Annotated in this window: 21 protein-coding genes, 1 tRNA gene and 1 pseudogene; 9 read left to right on the top strand and 14 right to left on the bottom strand. The window is 69.7% G+C overall.

Going from position 1 to position 20885, the window contains the following annotated elements; all coding sequences use genetic code 11:
* Positions 1-9 precede the first annotated feature (9 nt).
* Positions 10-519 carry an NUDIX hydrolase gene (locus tag MUN78_RS15505; protein WP_244692151.1) on the top strand — a complete coding sequence of 170 codons (510 nt, stop codon included), beginning with the start codon at positions 10-12 and terminating at the stop codon, positions 517-519.
* A gap of 64 nt (positions 520-583) precedes the next feature.
* Here the strand turns inward: MUN78_RS15505 and MUN78_RS15500 are convergent, their stop codons facing one another.
* A complete protein-coding gene (locus MUN78_RS15500; RefSeq protein ID WP_244692150.1) occupies positions 584-1081 on the bottom strand; it encodes a DUF5324 family protein in 498 nt (165 codons plus the stop codon).
* Positions 1082-1292: 211 nt separating this feature from the next.
* Between MUN78_RS15500 and MUN78_RS15495 the strand changes: the two genes are divergently transcribed.
* Together MUN78_RS15495 and MUN78_RS15490 are read left to right on the top strand one after the other, a co-directional pair.
* Positions 1293-1802 (top strand): peptidylprolyl isomerase, encoded by a 510-nt coding sequence (locus tag MUN78_RS15495; protein ID WP_244692149.1) that lies wholly within the window; start codon positions 1293-1295, stop codon positions 1800-1802.
* Positions 1803-1807: 5 nt separating this feature from the next.
* Positions 1808-2746: a rhomboid family intramembrane serine protease gene (locus MUN78_RS15490; protein ID WP_244692148.1), complete on the top strand. Its 939-nt coding sequence runs from the start codon at positions 1808-1810 to the stop codon at positions 2744-2746.
* 154 nt (positions 2747-2900) lie between these two features.
* On the opposite strand, the gene MUN78_RS15485 is transcribed toward MUN78_RS15490, so the two are convergent.
* A complete protein-coding gene (locus MUN78_RS15485) occupies positions 2901-3176 on the bottom strand; it encodes a cell division protein CrgA (RefSeq protein WP_244692147.1) in 276 nt (91 codons plus the stop codon).
* Positions 3177-3254: 78 nt separating this feature from the next.
* Here MUN78_RS15485 and MUN78_RS15480 point away from each other — a divergent pair, with 78 nt between their 5' ends.
* Genes MUN78_RS15480 through MUN78_RS15470 form a run of 3 tightly spaced genes read left to right on the top strand, consistent with a single transcriptional unit; the run spans position 3255 to position 4824 of the window.
* Positions 3255-4034: a class E sortase gene (locus MUN78_RS15480; RefSeq protein WP_244692146.1), complete on the top strand. Its 780-nt coding sequence runs from the start codon at positions 3255-3257 to the stop codon at positions 4032-4034.
* Positions 4034-4192 (top strand): hypothetical protein, encoded by a 159-nt coding sequence (locus MUN78_RS15475; protein ID WP_244692145.1) that lies wholly within the window; start codon positions 4034-4036, stop codon positions 4190-4192. Before MUN78_RS15480 ends, MUN78_RS15475 begins: the two co-directional genes overlap by 1 nt.
* The gene (locus MUN78_RS15470; protein ID WP_244692144.1) at positions 4189-4824 is read left to right on the top strand and encodes an anthranilate synthase component II; all 636 of its coding nucleotides are present in this window, start codon (positions 4189-4191) and stop codon (positions 4822-4824) included. The genes MUN78_RS15475 and MUN78_RS15470 overlap by 4 nt, the downstream gene beginning before the upstream one ends.
* A gap of 67 nt (positions 4825-4891) precedes the next feature.
* Here MUN78_RS15470 and MUN78_RS16770 read toward each other — a convergent pair whose 3' ends face one another.
* The 8 genes and pseudogenes from MUN78_RS16770 to MUN78_RS15430 form a co-directional block, all read right to left on the bottom strand.
* Positions 4892-5584 (bottom strand): PASTA domain-containing protein, encoded by a 693-nt coding sequence (locus MUN78_RS16770; protein ID WP_346730640.1) that lies wholly within the window; start codon positions 5582-5584, stop codon positions 4892-4894.
* 246 nt (positions 5585-5830) lie between these two features.
* A pseudogene (locus tag MUN78_RS16765) lies at positions 5831-6504 on the bottom strand (protein kinase domain-containing protein); the annotation flags it as partial.
* Positions 6505-6682: 178 nt separating this feature from the next.
* Positions 6683-8503 (bottom strand): protein kinase domain-containing protein, encoded by a 1821-nt coding sequence (locus MUN78_RS15455; protein WP_244727631.1) that lies wholly within the window; start codon positions 8501-8503, stop codon positions 6683-6685.
* Positions 8500-9987 (bottom strand): peptidoglycan D,D-transpeptidase FtsI family protein, encoded by a 1488-nt coding sequence (locus MUN78_RS15450; protein WP_244727629.1) that lies wholly within the window; start codon positions 9985-9987, stop codon positions 8500-8502. Before MUN78_RS15450 ends, MUN78_RS15455 begins: the two co-directional genes overlap by 4 nt.
* Positions 9984-11372, bottom strand: coding sequence for an FtsW/RodA/SpoVE family cell cycle protein (locus MUN78_RS15445; RefSeq protein WP_244692140.1), 1389 nt, complete (start codon positions 11370-11372; stop codon positions 9984-9986). The genes MUN78_RS15450 and MUN78_RS15445 overlap by 4 nt, the downstream gene beginning before the upstream one ends.
* Positions 11365-12639 carry a Stp1/IreP family PP2C-type Ser/Thr phosphatase gene (locus tag MUN78_RS15440; protein WP_244692139.1) on the bottom strand — a complete coding sequence of 425 codons (1275 nt, stop codon included), beginning with the start codon at positions 12637-12639 and terminating at the stop codon, positions 11365-11367. The genes MUN78_RS15445 and MUN78_RS15440 overlap by 8 nt, the downstream gene beginning before the upstream one ends.
* 2 nt (positions 12640-12641) lie before the next feature.
* Positions 12642-13205: an FHA domain-containing protein FhaB/FipA gene (locus tag MUN78_RS15435; RefSeq protein ID WP_244727627.1), complete on the bottom strand. Its 564-nt coding sequence runs from the start codon at positions 13203-13205 to the stop codon at positions 12642-12644.
* Complete coding sequence (locus tag MUN78_RS15430) at positions 13202-14080, bottom strand: FHA domain-containing protein (RefSeq protein ID WP_244727625.1); 879 nt, start codon at positions 14078-14080, stop codon at positions 13202-13204. Before MUN78_RS15430 ends, MUN78_RS15435 begins: the two co-directional genes overlap by 4 nt.
* Positions 14081-14271: 191 nt before the next feature.
* Here MUN78_RS15430 and MUN78_RS15425 point away from each other — a divergent pair.
* A tRNA-Leu gene (locus MUN78_RS15425) sits at positions 14272-14355 on the top strand.
* Positions 14356-14682: 327 nt separating this feature from the next.
* On the top strand, positions 14683-15267 hold the full coding sequence (locus MUN78_RS15420; RefSeq protein ID WP_244727623.1) for a hypothetical protein: 585 nt from the start codon (positions 14683-14685) through the stop codon (positions 15265-15267).
* 347 nt (positions 15268-15614) lie between these two features.
* Here the strand turns inward: MUN78_RS15420 and MUN78_RS15415 are convergent, their stop codons facing one another.
* Both MUN78_RS15415 and MUN78_RS15410 read right to left on the bottom strand, forming a co-directional pair.
* A complete protein-coding gene (locus MUN78_RS15415) occupies positions 15615-16634 on the bottom strand; it encodes a restriction endonuclease (RefSeq protein WP_244727621.1) in 1020 nt (339 codons plus the stop codon).
* A gap of 105 nt (positions 16635-16739) precedes the next feature.
* Entirely contained in the window at positions 16740-17561 is an 822-nt protein-coding gene (locus tag MUN78_RS15410) for a CPBP family intramembrane glutamic endopeptidase (protein WP_244727620.1), read from the bottom strand.
* A gap of 252 nt (positions 17562-17813) precedes the next feature.
* On the opposite strand from MUN78_RS15410, the gene MUN78_RS15405 reads away from it, so the two are divergent.
* Complete coding sequence (locus MUN78_RS15405; protein ID WP_244727619.1) at positions 17814-19361, top strand: DUF7507 domain-containing protein; 1548 nt, start codon at positions 17814-17816, stop codon at positions 19359-19361.
* 142 nt (positions 19362-19503) lie between these two features.
* Here the strand turns inward: MUN78_RS15405 and MUN78_RS15400 are convergent, their stop codons facing one another.
* The gene (locus MUN78_RS15400) at positions 19504-20214 is read right to left on the bottom strand and encodes a hypothetical protein (protein ID WP_244727618.1); all 711 of its coding nucleotides are present in this window, start codon (positions 20212-20214) and stop codon (positions 19504-19506) included.
* Positions 20215-20271: 57 nt separating this feature from the next.
* Positions 20272-20619: a hypothetical protein gene (locus MUN78_RS15395; RefSeq protein WP_244727617.1), complete on the bottom strand. Its 348-nt coding sequence runs from the start codon at positions 20617-20619 to the stop codon at positions 20272-20274.
* Positions 20620-20885: the final 266 nt, after the last annotated feature.

Below are 20885 nucleotides of genomic sequence, written 5' to 3'. Positions count from 1 at the left end.
GCTCGAGTCATGGATCTTCGAGTTGCGGCCTACGCGGTCGTCGAGCGACGCGGCAAGATCCTGCTCACGCACTGGCGGCGCGGCCATCTCCACGGCTGGACGCTGCCGGGCGGCGGCCTCGAGAGCGGGGAGGATCCCCGTGACGCGGTCGTCCGCGAGGTCATGGAGGAGACCGGGCTCGAAGCGAGGATCGGCAAGCTCCTCGGCGTCGACTCGCGCGTCATGGTGCGCGAGGAGGTGCCCGAGGGCAGCGATCCCGAGCTCCACACGATCCGCATCGTCTACCGGGCCTCCGTGAAGGACGGCCCGCTCGTCAACGAGGTGGACGGCTCCTCGGACGAGGCCCGTTGGGTGCCGATCCGGGAGATCAAGGCGCTGCGCACCCTCTCGCTTGTGCAGACCGGCATGCGCATGGCCGGCATCAACCGGCGTCCGCCGGCGAAGGGCGGGGCGAAGGCCCCGGCCAAGGGCGGGCAGAAGCCCGGCGCGAAACCGCGATCGGGCAAGCCGAAGAAGTAGGCGCCCGCGGGAACGCGAAACGGCGCCCGGCCGCAGCCGGACGCCGTCGCTTCGGACGCGGCGATCAGTTCTCGGGCGCGACCCAGAGCTCGTCGTCGGTGCGGAACGCCTGCCACAGCGCGTAGCCCACGCCCACGGCGGCGATGCCGCCGAGCACGAGGGCGATGACGCCGCCGGCGCCGCGCTTCTTCGCCGGCTGCAGGTAGCCGGTGCGCTCGCCGAAGCCGCGGATCTGCTTCGCGGCGTCGCGCTGCTCGAGCTCGTCGAGCTTGTGGATGGTCGTGGCGAGCGCGCCGGCGACCACGGGGGTCGTGACCCGGCGGATCGTGTCGGCTGCGCGCCGCGCCGAGGCGACGCCGCGGTCGATGGTCGGCCGCGCCGCCTCGAGCGCGTCCTCGACGCGGGGGGCGAGGTGCTCGTCGCTCAGACGCTTCGCCTGGCGACCCGCCTCGTTCAGGACGTCGCCCGCGTGCCCGAGCACGATGCGCTGCTGATCGAGCAGCTCCTGCGCGTCACCCCGCAGACGACGGAGTTCGCGTCGGCGCTTGCGTGAGAGATTCATTCCTGTCCTCCTAGCTCGGCGAGGCAATGCCATGAGCGACTTCGCTCGTACGTCCACGCTACACCGAACCGGCGCGGCCCGTACGGGGGCGGGTGGCGCGATCGCACGAGATTCCCAGCGTGCACGCGCGGATCGGGGCCGGCCACGCCGGGAGCGAACGCGCTCCGCGGGCCGGGGATTCCCCCGGGAGGCCCCGCATACACTAGATCCCATGACCATTCACACCTCCGTTGCCACCATCCACACGAACCACGGCGATATCGTGCTGCACCTCTTCGGCGACCACGCGCCGAAGACGGTGAAGAACTTCGTCGACCTCGCCCAGAAGGGCTTCTACGACGGCGTCATCTTCCACCGGATCATCCGCAACTTCATGCTTCAGGGCGGCGATCCCACCGGCACCGGCACGGGCGGCCCCGGCTACACCTTCGACGACGAGATCCACCCCGAGCTCGTCTTCAACGCCCCCTACCTGCTCGCCATGGCGAACGCGGGCAAGCGCCCCGACATGACCGGCCGCCTCGCCGGCACCAACGGCTCGCAGTTCTTCATCACCACCGTCGACACCCCGCACCTCAACGGCAAGCACACCATCTTCGGCGCCGTCGCCGATGACGCCTCGAAGGCCGTCGTCGACGCCATCGAGGCCGTGCCGACCGGTGCCATGGACCGCCCCGTCGAGGACGTCGTGATCACCGGCGTCGACATCGCCGAGGCCTGAGCGGCGTGACGAACGGATCGGGCCCGGCATTCGGCGAGCGCGTCGAGTACGGGCCCGACGACGTCTGCTACCGTCACGCCGACCGGCACAGCTTCACGCTCTGCCAGCGCTGCGGCCGCACGATCTGCGCGGACTGCCAGAACGTCTCGGCGGTCGGCGTGCTCTGCCCGGAGTGCGTGCGGCAGACGCGGCCGGGCGCTGCGAAGCGCTCGGCGCGGACGGCGAGGGTCGCGGGGCGGCGCTTCGCCGGCTCGGACGCCCCGGTCACCTACGGCATCATGATCGCGTGCGCGGCGGTCTTCCTCGCGCAGCTCGCGACGCACTACTTCGGCGCCGATCAGGTGACGCGGGCGCTCTGGTACGCCCCGCTCTACTCCCTGCCCGACGCCGTGCTGCCCCCGGGGCTCGCCTTCGAGCCGTGGCGGATGGCGACGGCGATGTTCGCCCACTCCACGGGCTTCATTCTGCACATCCTGTTCAACATGTACGCGCTGTGGCTCTTCGGCCGCAACCTCGAGCAGATGATCGGGCGCACGGCCTTCGTGCTGCTGTATCTCTTCGCCGGGCTCGGCGGTTCGCTCGCCGTCATGTTCTGGGTCTACGCGGATCCGACGAGCATCAACGTGCCGACCGTCGGCGCCTCCGGGGCGATCTTCGGCGTGCTCGCGGCGACCCTCGTCGCGTATCGTGCCGCGCGCGTGAACATCACCTCGCTCGCCGTGCTCATCGCGATCAACTTCGGGATCGGACTGCTGCCGGGCGCGGGGATCTCGTGGCAGGCGCACCTCGGCGGGGCGATCGCGGGGGCGGCGACGATGGGGCTGCTGCTCGCGACGCGCGGGCCGCGGCGCCGCGGCGCGAGGATCGCGGTGCTCGCCGGCCTCGGCGTCCTGCTCGTGCTGCTCGCCGGAGCGTACTTCGTGTGGCTGCCCGCGGGCGTCTGAGCCTCGCCCGGAACGTGACTGCGGCCCCGACGGTTGTCGGGGCCGCAGTCGTGTTATCCACAGGCCTATCCCCAGCTGGGGAGGAATGACACCGGTGTGATTCGCCGGGCGGAGCGGGGCGATGCGCCCGGAGCGGGACTCGCTTCCGCGCGCCTCACTTCCACCAGGGCGTCATGAGGAAGCCCACGAGCACGAGGCCGAAGCCGACGAAGATGTTGGCCTGGCCGAGCACGGGCACGGGCAGCTGCAGGTTGGCGCTCGTGATGTAGTAGAGCACGATCCAGATGAGGCCGAGCAGCATGAAGCCGAACATCACCGGCTTGAACCACACCGGGTTGGGCGCTTCCTTGCGCGCCGCCGCCAACTCCGCGCGGTTCTTGTCGAGCTCCGCCGACTTGCGCTTGCTTACATTCTTCCCAGCTGCTGCCATGGCTCCGATTGTACCGGGATTCGCCTGCGTGCCGAGAGCGAAACCGGCGTCCAGGGAGGGCGACCTAGAATATGGAGCGTGGATGAGACGCGCGCAGCACGCGGCAGGCGCCGCCGGGCCCGGCTGAGCCCGCTGACGGTGATCGGCGAGCTGCTGCTGCTCGGCGGACTCGGCGTCTTCGGCTACATCGTGTGGCAGCCGTGGCACACGGGGCTCGCGGTGACGGCGAAGCAGACCGACCTCTCGGCGCAGGACTCCGCGAAGTGGCAGAGCGAGGCGAGCGCCGAGCCGTGGGACGGGGTGGTCCCCGTCGCCCAGCGGCCCGCCGAGGGCGAGGTGTTCGCCGTGCTCCACGCGCCGGCCTTCGGCACGACGTACGCCAACCGGGTCGCCGAGACGACCGACTGGTGGACGGTGCTCAACCTCGACGACAAGGGCATCGGCCACTACGAGACGACGCAGATGCCCGGCGAGCCGGGCAACGTCGCGCTCGCCGGGCACCGCTCCGGCCCGCTCATCAACTCGTTCCGCGAGATCATGAACCTCCGCGTCGGCGACCCGCTGTTCATCGAGACCGCCGACGGCTGGTACACCTACCGCTTCCGCTCGATCGAGTACGTGCTGCCCGACGAGACGGACGTGCTCAACCCCTTCCCGCGTCTCGACGGCACGCCCGGGCAGGACCAGATCCTCACCCTGACCACCTGCCACCCGAAGCTCGCGGGCAGCGACGAGCGGGCGATCGCGTACTCCGTGTTCGAGGGCTACCAGCCGCGCAGCGCGGGGCCGCCGGCGGAGCTCGTGGAGCTCAACCCGACGATGGAGGCCACGCAGGCCCCGAGAGGAGACGCCTCCTGATGTTCTCCCTGATCTGGCGCTTCTTCCCCGGCCCCGCGTGGCTGCGGGTCATCGTGCTGCTCCTCGCGCTCGCGGCGCTCGTGTACGCGCTCATCGCCTACGTCTACCCGTGGGTGGCCCTGCAGTTCCCCGAAGAGGAAGTGACGGTCGGCACATGACCAGCATCCTGATCATCGACAACTACGACAGCTTCGTCTACACGCTGAACGGCTACCTGCAGCAGCTCGGCGCCGAGACCCGCGTGATCCGCAACGACGAGGTGTCCGCCGGTGAGCTCGAGCAGCTCGCGGCCGAGTACGACGGCGTGCTCATCTCGCCCGGGCCCGGCACTCCCGCGGAGGCGGGGATCTCGATCCCCATGGTCGGGATCGCGCTGCGGACCGGGATCCCGCTCCTCGGCGTCTGCCTCGGGCACCAGGCGATCGCCGAGGCCCTCGGCGCCACGGTCACGCACGCCGAGGAGCTCATGCACGGCAAGGTGTCGCGCGTGCGGCACACGGGCGACGCCTTCTTCGCCGACGTGCCCGCGGAGTTCGACGCGACGCGCTACCACTCGCTCGCCGTCGTCCGGGAGACGGTGCCGGGCAGCCTCGTCGTCACGGCGGAGACGGCCGGCGGCATCGTGATGGCGCTGCGCCACGAGGAGCTGCCCATCTACGGCGTGCAGTACCACCCCGAGTCGGTGCTCACCGAGGGCGGCTACCAGCAGCTCGGCAACTGGCTCACGGTCGTGGGCGTGCCGAACGCGGCCGAGGTCGCGAAGACCCTCTCGCCGCTGCTGTCGCGCTGAGGCGCGGCGGCGGGCGCCGGCTTTCCGCCCCGCCGGAGGCGGAGCGGTCGCGGGAGCCGACCCGGCGTCAGCCCGTGCAGTACTTGAGTTCGAGCCGGCTGCCCTGCGGCTGCTGGCCGACGACCGACTGCTCGAAGATCGGGTAGCCGCCGACCGACGGGCAGTCCTTGACGGGCGTGAGGATCATCTCGAGTCCGAGGCTGTCGACCATGTTCTGGGCGAGCTCGAGCGGCTGGTTCAGCACGTCGGGCACCTGCACGCTGCCGTTGGACACCTGCACGTCGACGGCGCTGCCCGAGCTGAGCTCGGAGCCGGGCTCCGGGGAGACCGCGAGCACGCGCTTCTCCGGTTCGATCGGGCTGTCGACGCTCGTGACGAGGCCGATGGTGAGCCCGAGCTTCTCGATCTCGAGGGTGTACTCGTCGATCGACATGCGCGAGAAGTCCGGTACCTCGGCCGTTTTGGGGCCGGTCGAGATGTAGAGCGTGACCTCGTCGCCCGGGTTGAGCACGGCGCCGGCCTCGGGGTCGCTCGAGATGATGTGCTCGGCGTCCACGTCCTCGCTCGTGCGCTCGATGGTCACCGGCACCAGGTCGCGCTCCTGCAGCTGCTCGATCGCGGAGGCGCGGTCGAGGTCGACGAGGGCCGGCACCTCGCGCGAGCTGTCCGGGAGGAACTGCTTCGGGGCGAGGGTGACGAGCCAGAAGACGACGGCGACGATGACGGCGCCGATGGTGAGGATCGCCGCCCACGTCCACATCACCGGCGGACGGCTCTGCGTGCGGGCCCCGCCGCCGCCCTCGGCGAGCTGGCGGAGCGCGAGATCGGACTCCGACACCTCCTCGCCGCCGGAGAAGAGCACGGTGTCCTGGTTCTGCACGGCGAGCTTCGGCATCTTGCCGCTCGCGGCGATGCGCAGGGCGTCCCGGAACTCCGCGGCCGACTGGAAGCGCTTCGCGCGATCCTTCGCGAGACCGTAGAGCACCACGCGGTCGAGCTCGGGCGGGATGCCGCTCTTGCGCTCGCTCGGCGGCGTCGGGCGCTCGCTGACGTGCTGGTAGGCGACCGCGACGGCGGTGTCGCCGCGGAAGGGCACCTCGCCGGTGAGGAGTTCGTAGAGCAGCACCGCCGTCGAGTACAGGTCGGTGCGGGCGTCGATCGCCTCGCCCTTGGCCTGCTCGGGCGAGAAGTACGCGGCGGTGCCGAGGATCGCGGTCGTCTGCTGCAGCGTCGAGGAGGTCTCGGAGACGGCCCGGGCGATCCCGAAGTCCATGACCTTCACCTGGCCGGTCTTGGTGATCATAATGTTCGCGGGCTTGATGTCCCGGTGCACGATCCCGGCGCGGTGGGAGTACTCGAGCGCGGTGAGCACGGCGTCGACGACGCGGCACGCCTCGGCCTGGGAGAGCTGCCCTCGGCGGCGAGCTGGCGCAGGTTCGTGCCCTCGACGAACTCCATGACTATGAAGGGCAGCCGCTTCGGGCCCTCCGCGGTCTGGATGAGGTCGTCGCCGGCGTCGAAGACCCGCACGACGGTGGGGTGCGCCATGCGGGAGGCGGACTGCGCCTCCTGGCGGAAGCGCGAGCGGAACTGCTCGTCGCCCGCGAGATCGGCCTTCATCACCTTGATGGCGACGGGTCTGCCGAGCTTGGTGTCGGTGCCGCGGTACACGGTGGCCATGCCGCCCTGCCCGACGAACTCGCCGATGGCGTAGCGCCCGGCGAGAATGCGCTGCTCGCCCACGCCCGTCGACTCCGGCATGTTCACCTCTTCCGTGCTCAGTATGGTCCGCGATCAGTTTATCCTGTCGCGGCGGCGATCCCTGCAGGGTCGCGGGGAACCCCGGGCCCCGCGCCGTTCAGCCGCCCGTGCTGGCGGTGCCGTTCGCGCCGTTGCCGCCGCTCGAGCTGCTGCCCTCGGGGTTGCCGTTCGCGTCGGCGTCATCGTCGTCCTCGGCCGGCGGGGCCGTGACGACGATGGTGATCGCCTCGGAGGCGACCGAGTCGCGTTTGACGTCCGCCCCGTTGCCGCAGGTGACGGAGTAGGAGACCGTGATGGCGCCATCGGCCGCGCCCGGCTCCAGCGTCGCCGCCGTGATCGTGACGCTCGGGCTCGGCACCGAACCGGAGCCGGAGCCGTCGCCGGAGATGCTCACGTTGTAGGCCTGGAGCGTGAGCCCCGTCGGGCAGCTCGCGACCGGCCAGCTCACGGTGGTCGTGCCGCCCGAGTCGACCGTGGCCGGGCTCGCGGTCGGCGTCGCGGGCGCCGCGACGTCGCCGAAGGCGACGTTGTAGGTGAGCACGATCTCCTCGGCGAAGTCGACCTTGTTCCCCGTCGGGTTGACCGAGGTGACGATATTCACCTGGTCGTCGGGCGCCTGGTTGCCGGCGCGGGTGACGATGTTCGTGAAGCCGAGCCCCTCGAGATACCCCACCGCCACGTCGACGTTCTGCCCCACGATCTGGCTCTCGTCGACGACGCCCGTCGTCGGCGCGGCCGAGGTCGTGGGCTTCTTCGTGGTCGTGGTCTTCGTGGTCGTCGGCTTCTCCTCGCCGCCGCCCGTGTTGCCCCACAGGGCGAAGGCGGTGCCCGCGCCGATGAGCACGAGCAGGGCGATGAGGGTGATGAGCGGCCAGCGCCAGCGGCTCTTCTTCTTCGGCTGCAGCTCCTCCTCCGCCTCGCCCTCGGCGTCGAGGCCGTCGGGCAGCGCGGTCGTGGCGCCGGTCTGCCCCGCGAGCGCGGTCGTCTGCGGCAGCGCGGTGGTCGCCGCGTCCATCGCGGTGGTCGTCTGCGGCAGTGCCGTGGTCGCCGGCTCCTGCGCGCCGAGCACCTGCGGCACGTAGCTCGCCGCGAGCTGCACGTCGCCGCGGTGCAGCGCCGTGGCCGCCTGGGCGAGCTTCGCGGAGGTCTGCGGACGGCCCGCGGCGTCCTTCGCGAGGCACGCGTAGACGAGGTTCCGCACCGGCTCGGGCACATCGGCCGGGAGGTCGGGCGGGGTGTCGTTGATCTGCGCCATGGCGATCGCGACCTGCGACTCCCCGGTGAAGGGGCGCTTCCCCGCGAGGCACTCGTAGGCGACGACGCCGAGGGAGTAGATGTCGGTCGCGGGGGTCGCCGTGTGGCCGCTCGCCTGCTCGGGCGCGAGGTACTGGACGGTGCCCATGACCTGGCCCGTCGCCGTCAGCGGCACCTGATCCGCGATCCGCGCGATCCCGAAGTCCGTGATCTTCACGCGGCCCTCGGGCGTGATCAGCAGGTTGCCCGGCTTGATGTCGCGGTGCACGAGTCCGGCGTCGTGCGCGGCCTGGAGGGAGGTCGCCGTCTGCGCCACGATCCCGAGCACGCGGTTGGCGGGCAGGCGCCCCTCGCGCTCGATGATCGAGGAGAGCGGCTCGCCCGGCACGAGCTCCATGACGATGTACGCGGAGCCCTGCTCCTCGCCGTAGTCGAAGACGTTCGCGATGCCCTCGTGATTGACGAGCGCGGCGTGGCGGGCCTCGGCGCGGAAGCGCTCGAGGAAGCCCGGATCCCCCATGTACTCGTCCTTGAGGATCTTGATGGCCACGGTGCGGCCGATGATGCTGTCGGTGGCCTTCCAGACCTCGCCCATGCCTCCGACGGCGATCCGAGAGCTCAGCTCGTAGCGTCCGCCGAATGTGATCCCTGCCGATGGCCTCATTCGCTCAACACCGCTTCCATTACTCGTTTTCCGACAGCCGTGGGCAGATCGGACGATCCGCCCTCGAAGTTGTATGCCTCGCCGCCCGCGTCCTCGATGACGACCGCGACCGCGACCTGCGGGTCGTCGACCGGCGCGAAGCCCGTGAACCACAGCGTAAAGGGAAGGTCATTCCCGTCCTCGTCCGTACCGTTCTCCGCGGTGCCGGTCTTGCCCGCGACGCGCACGCCGTCGATCCCGGCGTTCTGCGCGAGCCCCTCGGGGTTCGAGACGCCGTGCTCCATCATCTCGCCCACCGCGTCCGCGGTCTCCCGCGAGATCGGCGTGCTGAAGGTCTCGGGCGAGAACTCCTTCTCCGCGCGCAGGTCGGGGGTGATGACCTTCTCCACGAGGTAGGGCGTCATCACCTCGCCGCCGTTCGCGATGCCGGCCGAGACCATGGCGATCTGCAGCGGCGTCGCGCGCACGTCGAGCTGGCCGATGGAGGAGAGCGCGGTCTGCGCCTGGTCCTCGGGGATCTCGGAGGTCGACGGGGTGACGGCGAGGGGGATCTCGATGTCCTGCCCGAAGCCGAAGGCGTGCGCCATCTCGGGCACCGCGTCGCGGTCCATGCTCATCGCGAGCTCGGCGATGGGGATGTTGCAGGACATGACGATGGCCTGCTCGAGCGTCGCCTTCGCCCCCGCGCCGCAGGTGCTGCGCGAGGCGTTCTGCATCACGGCGCTCGACTGCGGCAGCGCGAGCTGCGCCGGGTTCGCGTACTCGGAGCTCGGCTTCGCCTCGCCGGCCTCGATCGCGGCGGCCGCGACGAGGAGCTTGTACACCGAGCCCGGGTGGTACAGGTCGCCGGCGATCGCGCGGTTCACGAGCGGCTGCCCCGGATCGTCCTCGAGCTGGCTGTAGTTCGTGATGATGTCGGCGTCGCTGTTGCTCGAGAGCAGATTGGGGTCGTAGGAGGGCGTAGAGGCGAGCGCGAGGATCCTGCCCGTGTCCGGCTCGATCGCGACGACCGCGCCCGAGAAGCCGCCCTCGGTGAGCGCCGCGACCGCCGCCTCCTGCGCCGCGGGATCGATCGTCGTCTCCACGGAGCTGCCCTGGGGCGAGACGCCGTTCAGGGTGTTCATCAGGCGGGTGAAGAACTGGGCGTTGCCGATGCCCGAGAGATCCTGGTTCATGGCGGCCTCGAGGCCGGTCATGCCCTGCGTGTGCGAGTAGTAGCCGGTGACCGGCGCGTAGAGCGGGCCGGCCGAGTACTGCCGCAGGTAGCGGAAGGAGTCGTCGGTGGGCGTCGAGAAGGCGATCGGGTCGCCGTTCACGAGGATCGAGCCGCGCTCGACCTTGTAGCCGTTCTTGATGGTGCGCGTGTTGAGCTCGTTCGCGCGCAGCTCGTCCGCCGACACGAACTGGATCATCGTGACGGAGAAGAACAGCACCAGGAACATGCCGAACACGGTGCGGGAAATGAACTTCAGCGGCTTGTTCATGCGCGGATCACCAGCTTCGGACGACTGCGGACCGACCCGGACAGGAGGATGAGCAGGGCGATGATGATCCAGTTCGAGACGAGGGAGGATCCGCCCGCGGCGAGGAAGGGCGCCGTGAGGCCGGTGAGGGGGATCACGCGGGTGACGCCGCCGACGACGATGAACACCTGCAGCGCGATCGAGAAGGCGAGGCCGGAGGCGAGGAGCTTGCCGAAGTCGTCGTGGCCGGCGAAGCCGATCCGCAGCCCGCGGCCCACGAGCAGCAGGTAGCACGCGAGCACGACGAACAGGCCGATGAGCCCGAGCTCCTCGCCGAGGCTCGGCACGATGTAGTCGCTCTGGGCGAGGGGCGTGTCGTCGGGGTAGCCCTGGCCGAGGCCCGTGCCGGTCATGCCGCCGTTCGCCATGCCGAAGAGGCCCTGCACCATCTGGTAGCTCGCGCCGTGCGCGTCGGCGAAGGGGTCGAGCCAGTTCGCGAAGCGGTCGCCCACGTAGGAGAGGGTCTGGCTCGCGACGAGGCCGCCGACGAGGAAGAGACCGACGCCGAGGATGATCCAGCCGATCCGCGCCGTCGCGAGATAGAGCATGGACAGGAAGAGGCCGAAGTAGAGCAGCGAGGTGCCGAGGTCGCGCTGGAACACGAGCACGGACATGGCCGCGAGCCAGAAGACGAGCAGCGGACCGAGATCGCGGGCGCGGGGGAAGCGGATGCCGAGCACCTTCTTGCCGACCATCGCGAGCGAATCACGGTTGCGCACGAGGTAGCCCGCGAAGAAGACGGCGAGCAGGATCTTCGCGATCTCGCCGGGCTGGAAGGAGAAGGAGCCGATGTGGATCCACACGCGCGCGCCGTTGATCGTCTGGCCGATGCCCGGCAGCATCGGCAGCAGCAGCAGGATGACCGCGGCGAGCCCCGTGAGGTACGTGTAGCGGAACAGCACCATGTGGTTGCGGATGAGCAACAGCACCGCCATGGCGGCGACGAGCGCGACCGTGGACCACACGAGCTGCCGCACCGAGGTGGACTCCCAGCCGCTGACCTCGCGGGCGAGGTCGATGCGGTAGATCATCGCGATGCCGACCGAGTTCAGGAAGGCCGCGATGGGCATGATGAGCGGGTCGGCGTCGGGCGCGATGCGGCGGATGGTGATGTGCAGCGCCATGAGCGCGAGCACGAAGACGACGCCCGCGGGGAGGAGCTCGGTGGAGAGCGCGCCGCGCACGGTGAGGTCGACGATGACGACGGCGGCGACGCCGATGGCCACGGCGAGGAGGAGGAGCGCGAGCTCGAGGGTGAGGAGGAGTCGGGGCGCGCGCAGCGCCGTGATGCGCTGCAGCACGGTCTCGCTCGTGCGGGTCTTCTCGAAGCTGCGGGGCTCACTCATCCTCGTGCACCCCCAATCGCAGCACGATGTCGCGCGCCTCCTCGAGGGAGCCGGCGCCGAGGGTGCGCTCCACCTGGCGCTGCTCGAGGCCGTCCAGCTCGGAGAGCGGGATGTCGGTGTCCTCGGCGACGCTGTGCAGGGAGAAGGATCCGAGGTTCTGCTGCACGCCGCGGTAGATGATGACGGTCTCGCCGTCGGTGCCGACGAAGTAGCGGGACTGCGTCCACTGGTAGCCGAGGCCGAGGGCGCCCGCGATCCCGAGCAGCACGACGACGGCGCCGAGCGCCCACAGGACGCGCCGGTTGCGGTTGCGGCGGCGGGTCTCGGCGATGAGCTCGGCGAGGTACTCGTCCACGCGCGGCTCGAAGTGGCTCTCCTCGACGACCGGCGGGCGGCGCACCGGCCGGCGGCGGCCGAGGATGCGGGTGCGGGCGGTGGAGACGGCGCCGTCGCGCGGCTCGGGCGCGGTCGCGGCGGAGCCGACGAAGCGGCGCTCGGCCTCCACGAGCTCGCGGGTGTCGTCGGGATCGAGCTCCGGGGCGGCCTCCGTCTCGACGAGCACGACCGTCACGTTGTCGGGGGCGCCGTGGGCGAGGCTCTTGTCGATGAGGGCGTCGACGGCGCCCTGCAACGAGGTGCGGCGGCGCAGGATCTTCTCGATGTCGTCGTCCTCGACGTAGCCGCAGAGGCCGTCGGAGCACAGCAGCCAGACATCGCCCGGGCGGGTGTCGAGCACGCGGGTGTCGACCTGGGGGGAGGAGTCGACGTCGCCGAGCACGCGCATGAGCACGGAGCGCCGCGGGTGCGTCTTCGCCTCCTCCTCGGTGATCTTGCCGCTGTCGACGAGGCGCTGCACGAAGGTGTGATCCTTCGTGATCTGCTGCAGCGCGCCGTCGCGCAGCAGGTAGAGGCGCGAGTCGCCGATGTGGGCGAGGGCGAGGCGGTCGCCGACGGGGATGAAGCCCGTGAAGGTCGTGCCCATGCCGGCGAGCTCGGGGCGCTCGCGCACGGTGGCGCGGAGCTTCGCGTTCGCCTCGAGGATGGCGGTGCGGAGCGCGTTCGTGGCCGTCTCGGCGCTGCCCGTCGGCGGCACGTCGAGGCTCGAGAGCGCCTTCGCGGCGATGGCGGAGGCGACGTCGCCGCCCGCGTGGCCGCCCATGCCGTCGGCGACGAGGAAGAGGTGCCCGCCGGCGAAGCCGGAGTCCTGGTTGTTCGACCGCACCATCCCGACATGCGAGCCGATGGCGCTGGTGTAGGCGACTCCCACGCTCAGGGCCTCAGCTCGAAGGTCGTCGTGCCGATGGTGACCGGGGTGAAGGGCGGGACGGGGACGGAGGCGGTGACGCGGGCGCCGTCGAGGCGGGTGCCGTTGGTCGAGTCGAGGTCGGTGAGGATCCACTGCTCGCCGGTGCGGGCGAGGCGCGCGTGATGCGTGGAGGTGTACTCGTCGACGATGACGAGGGTGGAGTCGCTGGAGCGGCCGATGGTCACGAGATCCTCATCGAGCGTGATCGCGGTGCCGGAGGCGACCCCCGAGGTGATGACGAGGGAGCGCGCCGCGCCCCCGCCGCCGGCCGAGGGCAGCGCGCCGCCGCTCGGCGTGATCGCGGGGCCCGTGTAGGGGGGCGCCGCAGCCTGCGACGGCCGCGGCGCCGCGGGGGCCGGGGCCGGGGACTGCGGCGTGACGACCTGCGGCGCGCCCGAGTCGCCCTTCAGCCGGCGCACCGGGGCGCCGAAGAGGTCGCTGCGCAGCGCGTAGACGATCGCGAAGATGAAGAACCACAGCAGCACCAGGAAGCCGATGCGCAGGATCAACAGGGTCAATTCGCTCATAGGCCCCTCCAGAAGTCCTGGTCGATGCTCGGGGCATCGCCGGACCGGGGATCGGGCGCCTGCGGGGCGGCGCCGGGCGCGCGGTGCGCGCGAGACGGAACGTGCGGGTCTGCGGGGGCCGGGCGGGGCGGCTGCGGCTGCGGGGCGCTCGGCGCGGCGGGGCGCACCTGGGCCTGGGCCTGGGGCTGCGCCTGGGGCACCGAGCGCTGGGCGCGGCCCGGGACGAGCTGGAAGCGCAGCGCGGTCTGGCCGATGGTGATGGCGATGCCGGGGGAGAGGGCCGCCTCGCGGAAGCGCTGGCCGTTGATCTTCGAGCCGTTGGTGGAGCCGAGATCTCGGGCGATGCCGGCCTGGCCGTCCCAGATGATCTCGAGGTGCTTGCGGGAGGCGGCGCTGTCGCCGATCCGGATCCCGCAGTCGGTGCCGCGGCCGACCGTCGTCGTGCCGCGCCGCAGCTCGTGCCGCGCCCCGTCGACGTCGATCACGGCCACCCAGTCGACGGCGCCCTCGACGCGGGAGGCGTCGATCTCGACGACCCCGGTCGTGAGGGCGTGGTCGGCGCGGATCTCGACGTCGGGTTCGCCCATCAGCTGGTAGCTCTGGCGCTTCGCGTGCTTGAGCACGACCCCGCGCAGCTCCTGCTCGAGCGAGGCGCCGAGATTCTGCAGGCGCGTCGCGTCCTTCTCGGAGACGCGGACGACGAAGCGGTTGGGGGCGAGCACGCGATCCCGGTCGACGATCACGGCGCCGATGTCGAGCTCGCGCTTGAGCGCCGAGGCGATCTCCACCGGCTGCACGCCCGAGCGGAAGGTGCGGGCGAAGGCGCCGTTGACGGCGCGCTCGAGCCCGCGCTCCACGCTGTCCAGAATGCCCATGCGCCCCACCCCCGTTCCGTGTGCTCCTGCGCTGCCGCGCCGTCGTGTCCGTGCTGTCGTCAGTGTGCCACCCTAGCCAAGGCGGCCGAATGTGGCCCAGTTTAGCCCGCCGACCGGACGCTTTGGTGTGAGCGCCGCGGTGCTGCTAAGATTGCAGAGTTGTCCAGGCGAGGCCGCCCGGATCACGACTCGCGCGAGTGGCGGAATTGGCAGACGCGCTGGCTTCAGGTGCCAGTGCCCGCAAGGGCGTGGGGGTTCAAGTCCCCCCTCGCGCACGAGGGGTGTTTCACTTCATGTGAAGCCCGAGTTCACGAAATGGCGAGAGCGGCTCGGATCCGGTTCAGGATCCGAGCCGCTTCGTCGTTCGTGCGTGAGTGTGCTGCTCGCGAACCGATACGTGTTCATGCGAGGCTTCCAGCGGTGTGGTCATGACTCCAAGGTCGATTCGCAATCTCGGGTACGATGTGGTGACGGTCAGCTTTCTTACGCGCGATTCCTCACGCCCAGCCCCGTGCTTCGCGAGGCATCACGTGGGAGCTCCGGAACTCAGGGAACTGAGAGCACTGGCCGGGTGAATACGGCCACGGCGCTCAGGAGTTCTCATGCGAATGCGTTCCCCCTCTGCCGCAGGTGTCGTGCTGATCGGCCTCTCGCTGATGCTCGCGCTCTCGGGCTGCGGCCTCTCGGGCGCGGAACCTCGGGAGTCCACGACGGCCCCGACGAGCACCGCGCCTTCCGGGCCGGCTGAGCCTGAGGTTCCTCCTGCGGAGGGCGAGATGCTCGAGATCCGGACTTTGACCCTGCGCCTCACCGAGGATCTGCGCTGGCTTCGACCGGAGTCTGGGGAGCTGACGGTATCGGCGACCGCCCTCATGGACGACGGATACCCGGTGATGGTGACGATCAGTGATCTGCCGGCCGTGCAGAGCGATCTCGATCTCGACGCCCAGGCCTTTCTCGACGTCTCCGCGAACGACCCGAAGCCGACCCGGCTCGACGACCGGACGGTCGACGGAGTGGAGGCCTGGACTGCCGAGGCCTCGGACGACCTCATGCGCTCCCTCTGGCTGGGCGGGCTCCACGAGGATCGGCAGTGGACCGTGGAAATTCAGACCCCGGTCACCATGTCAGAGGACGAGGCCCATCTGCTCCGCGAGCGGATCATCGCGAGCATCGCGTTCGCCTAGGGCGCGCACCACGGTGAGCCCGAGCGGTTCGCCATCGGGATGGAGCCGAGCGGCACTGGCGATGGCCGCGGTGCTGGAAGGATCAATACAGAACTACAGTGATGAGCTCGTGCGCGATTTCTGCCGCGGTGAAGCGTTTCCGGGAGCTCGAGATGGAGAACGAGGTGCTTCGTAGCACGGCGGTATGTGTGTCGCAGGTCTATATCACGACCCCGAGATGACCTACCCGCTCGTCCACGAGCTGGCCGCGACCGGTGCTCGGGACAGGGGGCCGGTCGCGGTGGCGTGCCGCACCCTCGGATGCGGCGAACAGGCCTACGAAATGGCTCGTCGATACCGCCGAACCCCTACGCCTCGTCTGACACCACAAGCACACTGGTCAGTGGGATCTCGTTCCGCCATCGCTCGGGAAGCTCACTGTAGTGTTCGAGCACGAGGCTTACGATGTCTTCGCCGCTGAGGAGACGCAGGCCAGGTCTTTGCTGCTCGATCATTCGTGCGTCCTTGCTGTAGCTCCCCAGAGTTACGAATAGCGAGTGCTCGCCAGGGCCTTGGGTGCCGACGAGTCGTTGCACGTCGGGGGATCCGATGGTGCCTGTGAGGTGCTTGCACTGCACCTTGATCTGAGGCGGCTCCACGCCGAGCGGGTCACGGTGTGCGATGACGTCGACGCCGCCGTCTTGGGAGTACTGGGTGACGCGTGCCTCGTATCCAAGCGCGCGCAGGAGAGCCGCGGTGAACTCTTCAAACTCGCGGTGCGTGATGTTCTTGTGCAGTGTCTCAAGTACGAAGTCGCGCGTGTGGCGATCGATGCGTGAGGCACGCGGCTCGTCACTGACGGCATCATCGCTCTCGCGTGCTGCCACCTGATCGACGGCGATGGTCACTTCATCAATAGACGCGCCATCAGATTCGAGTGCAGCAAGGAACTCCCTGCCGTGGTTGCGCACGCGAAACACGGTGATAGCCGAACCAACCTCGTAGAGAGCGCTCTGTGAGAAGACGGTCCGCGGAATGCCAATCTTCTTCCACTCAACGGCATGACGATGCCGATGTGTCGGGGCATCGACCACGTACTCGTACCCTCCGATGATCACACCAATGTTGATGGTCGAGTCAGGCTTGTACGGCGCGATCACGGTGTCACCGACGCGCATCTCATCACGGAACCGGAAGAGAACGCCGGCCTGGTTGGCGATTGAACGCTGCTTGGCGTTCGGTTCCTGGTCCGCGAGTACCCGCTTGATGCCCTCGCGACCATGTGGGATCTTGCGGAGGTCTCCGACTTCATCCCAGCCGAGGCTGATGAACGCATCATCCACGAGCTCGTTGGTCAACGTGTCGTTGTGGATGCCCCAGATGTTCATGCCGGCCTTTCGGATAGATATGCACTTCGAGTCTAGGGACATAGAGAGGAGCAGGAATCGGCATTCGATTCAGTACGGAGGCCCCACCCGTGTCGCGCTTCGGCGTCAAGCGTCAGGTGTCAGCCCATCTGCGCGAGGCTCGGCGACGCGACCTCGGATGAAGATCAGCAGCACGAGCCCGACGAAGATCACGACGAAGTTGCCCAGCCCGGCGACCCCGGCGAGGCCGTTGTCTGCGGGGTACGCCGCCATGAGCGAGGTCGAGGGGTCGGTCGAGGCGTGGAGCAGGATCGGCCAGATCAGGTTTCCGGTGACCCGCAGCGTCAGATACATGCAGATGCCGAAGGCGAACGTGTAGACGAGCTGGATCACCGTCGAGAGCAGGTCCTGGCCGGAGAGCAGGTTTCCCGCGTGCAGGGCGGCGAACAGCGCCGACGACACGGCGGCCACGGAGATCTCGCGATACCCGGCCGAGCGCATGAGCTTCACGACCACACCGCGGGTGAGCGTCTCCTCCGCGAATCCGATGCAGAGACCCGCGGCCAGCCATGCGATGACGACGCCAGGCCCGGCCCGGGCGTAGTCGATGGAGGCGACGTGCAGCAGGGCGAACAGCAACGGGACGGCGACCCCGATCCACATCCACCACGGTCCGCGGATGGGCTGCGGGCCGAACAGTCCGCGGAGCCAGCCGAGCGAGCACGCGAACAGAATCAGCAGCACTCCGCCGAGCGCGATGGGGAGCGCGTAGTCGACCCAGATCGCGGCGGCGGGGTCCTCGCCGATGGACGCGGCGACGGGACTCACGACCACGATGGACAGTCCCTGGTAGAGCGCGTAGTAGACCGCGACGGCCACGAGCGACCGCCACCAGCCGCCGCGCTCCCAGAACCGATGCCACGCCGACGCCTGCTCATGACTGGCCATCGTGTTCCTCCCCGGAGCCGCCGTGCGCATCCCCGACCTCAAGACTACGGTCGCTAGGGGGACCTCTCGGGGCGCGAGGGTAGCCTCGGCCGGGCCTTGTCGCGTCATACCGCGGATGGTGCGGGTCACCGGTGCGGCCGTCGGGGGACGAGCCCACCCGGAGTTCAAGAAGTAGGAATGTGCCCGCAACGCGCGCGTCATCTCGCCGCACTCGCTCACTTCGACGCGTCGATCTCACCTACACTGACAGCAGTGATTCTCGTTGCGGGCTGTGGGGCTCCGCCGCTTCACGGGATACCGCAACGCAGAGAAAGCCAGGCGACTGCAATGAAGAAGTTGACCGCATTGTCATTGACCGCAGCGATCGTCGTGGGATCGATCGTGGGGACCGCTGGTGCTGCCAGCGCAACCGAGTCCGATAACCCCTGGGTGTCGACGACCGCACAGGTGCGAGGCGGATCCGTGCAGACGGGATCCACTGTGACCATTGACCTGCAGGTGACGACAAAGCTCGCGATCGATGGCCCGCACCTCTCAACCCTCACGTCGCCGGATCGACCGGACGGCACGATGTTCACCTGCGATGACGGGGTGAATACGATCCCCTCACCGCTCCCGAGCGAGGGCGGCGCATTCGTGTCGCCCGACGCCTCGGCCATCGGCAACGCCGTCAACTGCGTGATCATCGCGCCGAACTCGCCCGGTGCTCACAGCCTCACCTTCGTCTGGACCGACTACGACGAGGATCCCCACGGAGAGTCTCAGGTGACGGTGGAATGGACCACACCCGAGCTCGTCGCCGAGGTGTCGGTGGAGAAGTCGATCATCGAGGAGTCCGGAAGCGTTCCGGGTCTCGCCGAACCCGGTGAGACGCTGACGTATCAGATGCGGTTCACGAACACCGGCAACGCCGCCGCCACGCTGCTCGCCTCGGACATCCTGGAGACGGTGCCCGCGAACACGACGGCCGCCGGCATGGATGACTTCGCCTGCGCCGCCGGAGCCCCAGGGGGGACCGGCTGCGCTGCGCACACGGATGTCACGGTGCCGGGCGGTGGCGAGTCAGTCGATCTCACGTTCCGCGTCATCGTCGACGATCCCATTCCGTCCGGGGTGACTGAGGTCTCCAACACCGTCGGGCTGACGGGACCGGACGCCCCGGACTGCTCCGCGGCGCCGAACGCGTGCACGGTGAGCATCGACACGCTGCGGCCGTCGCTGTCGCTCGACAAGAGCGCCGCCCCGACGTCGGTCACCGCCATCGGCCAGCAGGTGGGGTATTCCTTCCGGGTCACCAATACGGGCAACGCCACCGTTTCCGACCTCGTCATCGACGACGTGTTCACCGCCCCTGCTGGTCCCGCACTGAACATCACCTGCGCGACCGCGACGCTCGAACCGGGCGACGTCGTGGTCTGCACCGCGCCGTACGACGCGACCGCCGCAGATTTCGCGGCTGGCAGCATCGTGAACACCGCGACGGCCAACGGCATCGCGGCCGGCCGACCCGTCAGCTCGAACGCGGACGACGCGGTCGTCACCGCCGTGCTCCCCTTCACTCCTCCGGTGACTCCGCCGGTGAAGCCGACCCCGCCGACGCCCTCGACTCCGCCGGTGCCGTCGCCCGCGGCGGTGCATCCGGCCCTGGCCACGCCGGCCGGCGGGCCCGCCCTCAGCAAGACGGGCCAGGAGACGGCGACGGCCGGCCTCGGCATCGCGTTGCTCGCGCTGCTCGGCGGCGGAGGGCTGCTCGGCGTCAGCGCCGCGCGCCGTCGGAGGGCCTCGTCGCAGAACCGGTGAACGGCGTCCGGGGCGCTTCGGCCCCGGACGCCGAAGGCCCGTCTTCGTCCGTGAGGTGCCCGGCAATGCGGCGGTCGTTCCCGTGGCCGGTCGAACCGCAGGGCAAGCCTCGGGGCATCGCGAGGCATACGACCGGAGCGCCTCAGGTCACGCTGTAGACGCGCTGGTGGTCGCCGGGCGTGAACCCGAGCTTCACGTATCCCGCCTGCAGCTCGGGGGTGCGGGCGACCGCGACGAGCACTCGCCCCGCCGGCATCGACCGGACCGTGCGCACCGCGAGCCGGAACACCGCGGCGCCGTCCGCCGCGGTCCTCGCGGCGAGGGATTCGACGACCCAGTGCTCGCCTGCCGGTGTCTCCGGCCCGACGGCGGCGAGGCTCTTCGACGCGCTGCCCTGCCAGATCATCAGGATTGCAGCGATCATCAGCCAGAGCGCCAGGAGGAGGTACGCGAACGCGATGCACTGCGAGAGCGCCACCGCCACCGAGTACCCGGCTCTTAGAAGGAGGACGCATCCGAACTGCAGGAGCATGAAGAGCGAGACGAAGCCGACCGCGAGGATCGTGATCAGCGCCACGTCCGTGCCGACGGATCTGCGACGCACGACGACCATCGCGCGGCTGTCCGTCGTCGCGTATAGGCTGCGGCGCATCCACGACGTCGTTACGGTGATCCAGGACATCGGCAGCACGCCGATCGCCGCCCAGCGCCTCGTCCGGCGCTGTCGGGGCGAGACCGAGTCCGTGCGGACACGTCGTTCGGATCCGCTCATGCGGTCGGCGACCGCACCCCCGAACGCGCTGGCGTGCGTCCAGGCCAAGCCTGCGATCTGGGAGCCCCGTGCGCGCGTCATGTCTCGATCATGTCAAAGCCGCGAGATCGGCGCATCGTTCGTCTTGCCTGTCGTCGCTCAGTCCGGCAGAACCTCGAATCGTCGATCGCACCCGGTGCCGCTGGCCGCCGCCTGCTCGTTCCACATCATGGCTCTGCCGTCGAGCTCGTCCGCGATGCACGGGAGCGCGTCGACGTATGAGGTGCGGTTCGCGTTGGAGGAGAGCACCGCGCCCGCCGGCACCATCGGCATGACCGGGCTCTCGTGCAGGAGCACCGTGCGCGACCCGATGTGCCTCCCGGTCTCGGGATCGAGCACCAGCTCGGTGCGGATGCCCTGCGCGGTCTCGAAGGCGATCCCCGTGCCGGTCTGTCCGGCGAGCTCCACCGCCCATTCGGAGACCTCGACGCCGTCGAGTTCCGACATCGCCGTGAACGCTGCGGACCGGACCTCGACCGGTACCCCGCTCGGGTCGCCGAACACGTCCGGGGCAGTGACGAGCGGGAGCAGCCAGTTGAAGCCTGCCCCCGCGTCACGAGGGCCACCGGGTACGGCTCCAGCTCGCGCGAGCCTCGCCCCTCGAGGCCCCTGGCATCGGTCTCCGCCGGGGGCAGCACCCCCACGAGCCCGGTGTACTCGCCCTCGGTGCGACGGAACTCGCCCGGTCGCAGCTCGAGGTCCTGGAAGCGCAC

Source organism: Leucobacter allii, from assembly GCF_022919155.1.
In the GTDB taxonomy this organism is placed as follows: Bacteria; Actinomycetota; Actinomycetes; order Actinomycetales; family Microbacteriaceae; genus Leucobacter; species Leucobacter allii.
This window is presented reverse-complemented; position numbering and strand designations above follow the sequence as displayed.

Excerpts from the sequence above, each read along its gene's own strand:
- MUN78_RS15485 (WP_244692147.1), bottom strand. The coding sequence starts at position 3,176 with ATGGCAGCAGCTGGGAAGAATGTAAGCAAGCGCAAGTCGGCGGAGCTC.
- MUN78_RS15470 (WP_244692144.1), top strand. The coding sequence starts at position 4,189 with ATGACCAGCATCCTGATCATCGACAACTACGACAGCTTCGTCTACACG.
- MUN78_RS15495 (WP_244692149.1), top strand. The coding sequence starts at position 1,293 with ATGACCATTCACACCTCCGTTGCCACCATCCACACGAACCACGGCGAT.
- MUN78_RS15445 (WP_244692140.1), bottom strand. The coding sequence starts at position 11,372 with ATGAGTGAGCCCCGCAGCTTCGAGAAGACCCGCACGAGCGAGACCGTG.
- MUN78_RS15415 (WP_244727621.1), bottom strand. The coding sequence starts at position 16,634 with ATGAACATCTGGGGCATCCACAACGACACGTTGACCAACGAGCTCGTG.
- MUN78_RS16770 (WP_346730640.1), bottom strand. The coding sequence starts at position 5,584 with ATGTGGACGTGGGCGGCGATCCTCACCATCGGCGCCGTCATCGTCGCC.
- MUN78_RS15395 (WP_244727617.1), bottom strand. The coding sequence starts at position 20,619 with ATGTCGGAACTCGACGGCGTCGAGGTCTCCGAATGGGCGGTGGAGCTC.
- MUN78_RS15400 (WP_244727618.1), bottom strand. The coding sequence starts at position 20,214 with ATGACGCGCGCACGGGGCTCCCAGATCGCAGGCTTGGCCTGGACGCAC.
- MUN78_RS15430 (WP_244727625.1), bottom strand. The coding sequence starts at position 14,080 with ATGGGCATTCTGGACAGCGTGGAGCGCGGGCTCGAGCGCGCCGTCAAC.
- MUN78_RS15435 (WP_244727627.1), bottom strand. The coding sequence starts at position 13,205 with ATGAGCGAATTGACCCTGTTGATCCTGCGCATCGGCTTCCTGGTGCTG.
- MUN78_RS15420 (WP_244727623.1), top strand. The coding sequence starts at position 14,683 with ATGCGAATGCGTTCCCCCTCTGCCGCAGGTGTCGTGCTGATCGGCCTC.
- MUN78_RS15475 (WP_244692145.1), top strand. The coding sequence starts at position 4,034 with ATGTTCTCCCTGATCTGGCGCTTCTTCCCCGGCCCCGCGTGGCTGCGG.
- MUN78_RS15505 (WP_244692151.1), top strand. The coding sequence starts at position 10 with ATGGATCTTCGAGTTGCGGCCTACGCGGTCGTCGAGCGACGCGGCAAG.
- MUN78_RS15500 (WP_244692150.1), bottom strand. The coding sequence starts at position 1,081 with ATGAATCTCTCACGCAAGCGCCGACGCGAACTCCGTCGTCTGCGGGGT.
- MUN78_RS15455 (WP_244727631.1), bottom strand. The coding sequence starts at position 8,503 with ATGAGGCCATCGGCAGGGATCACATTCGGCGGACGCTACGAGCTGAGC.
- MUN78_RS15450 (WP_244727629.1), bottom strand. The coding sequence starts at position 9,987 with ATGAACAAGCCGCTGAAGTTCATTTCCCGCACCGTGTTCGGCATGTTC.
- MUN78_RS15410 (WP_244727620.1), bottom strand. The coding sequence starts at position 17,561 with ATGGCCAGTCATGAGCAGGCGTCGGCGTGGCATCGGTTCTGGGAGCGC.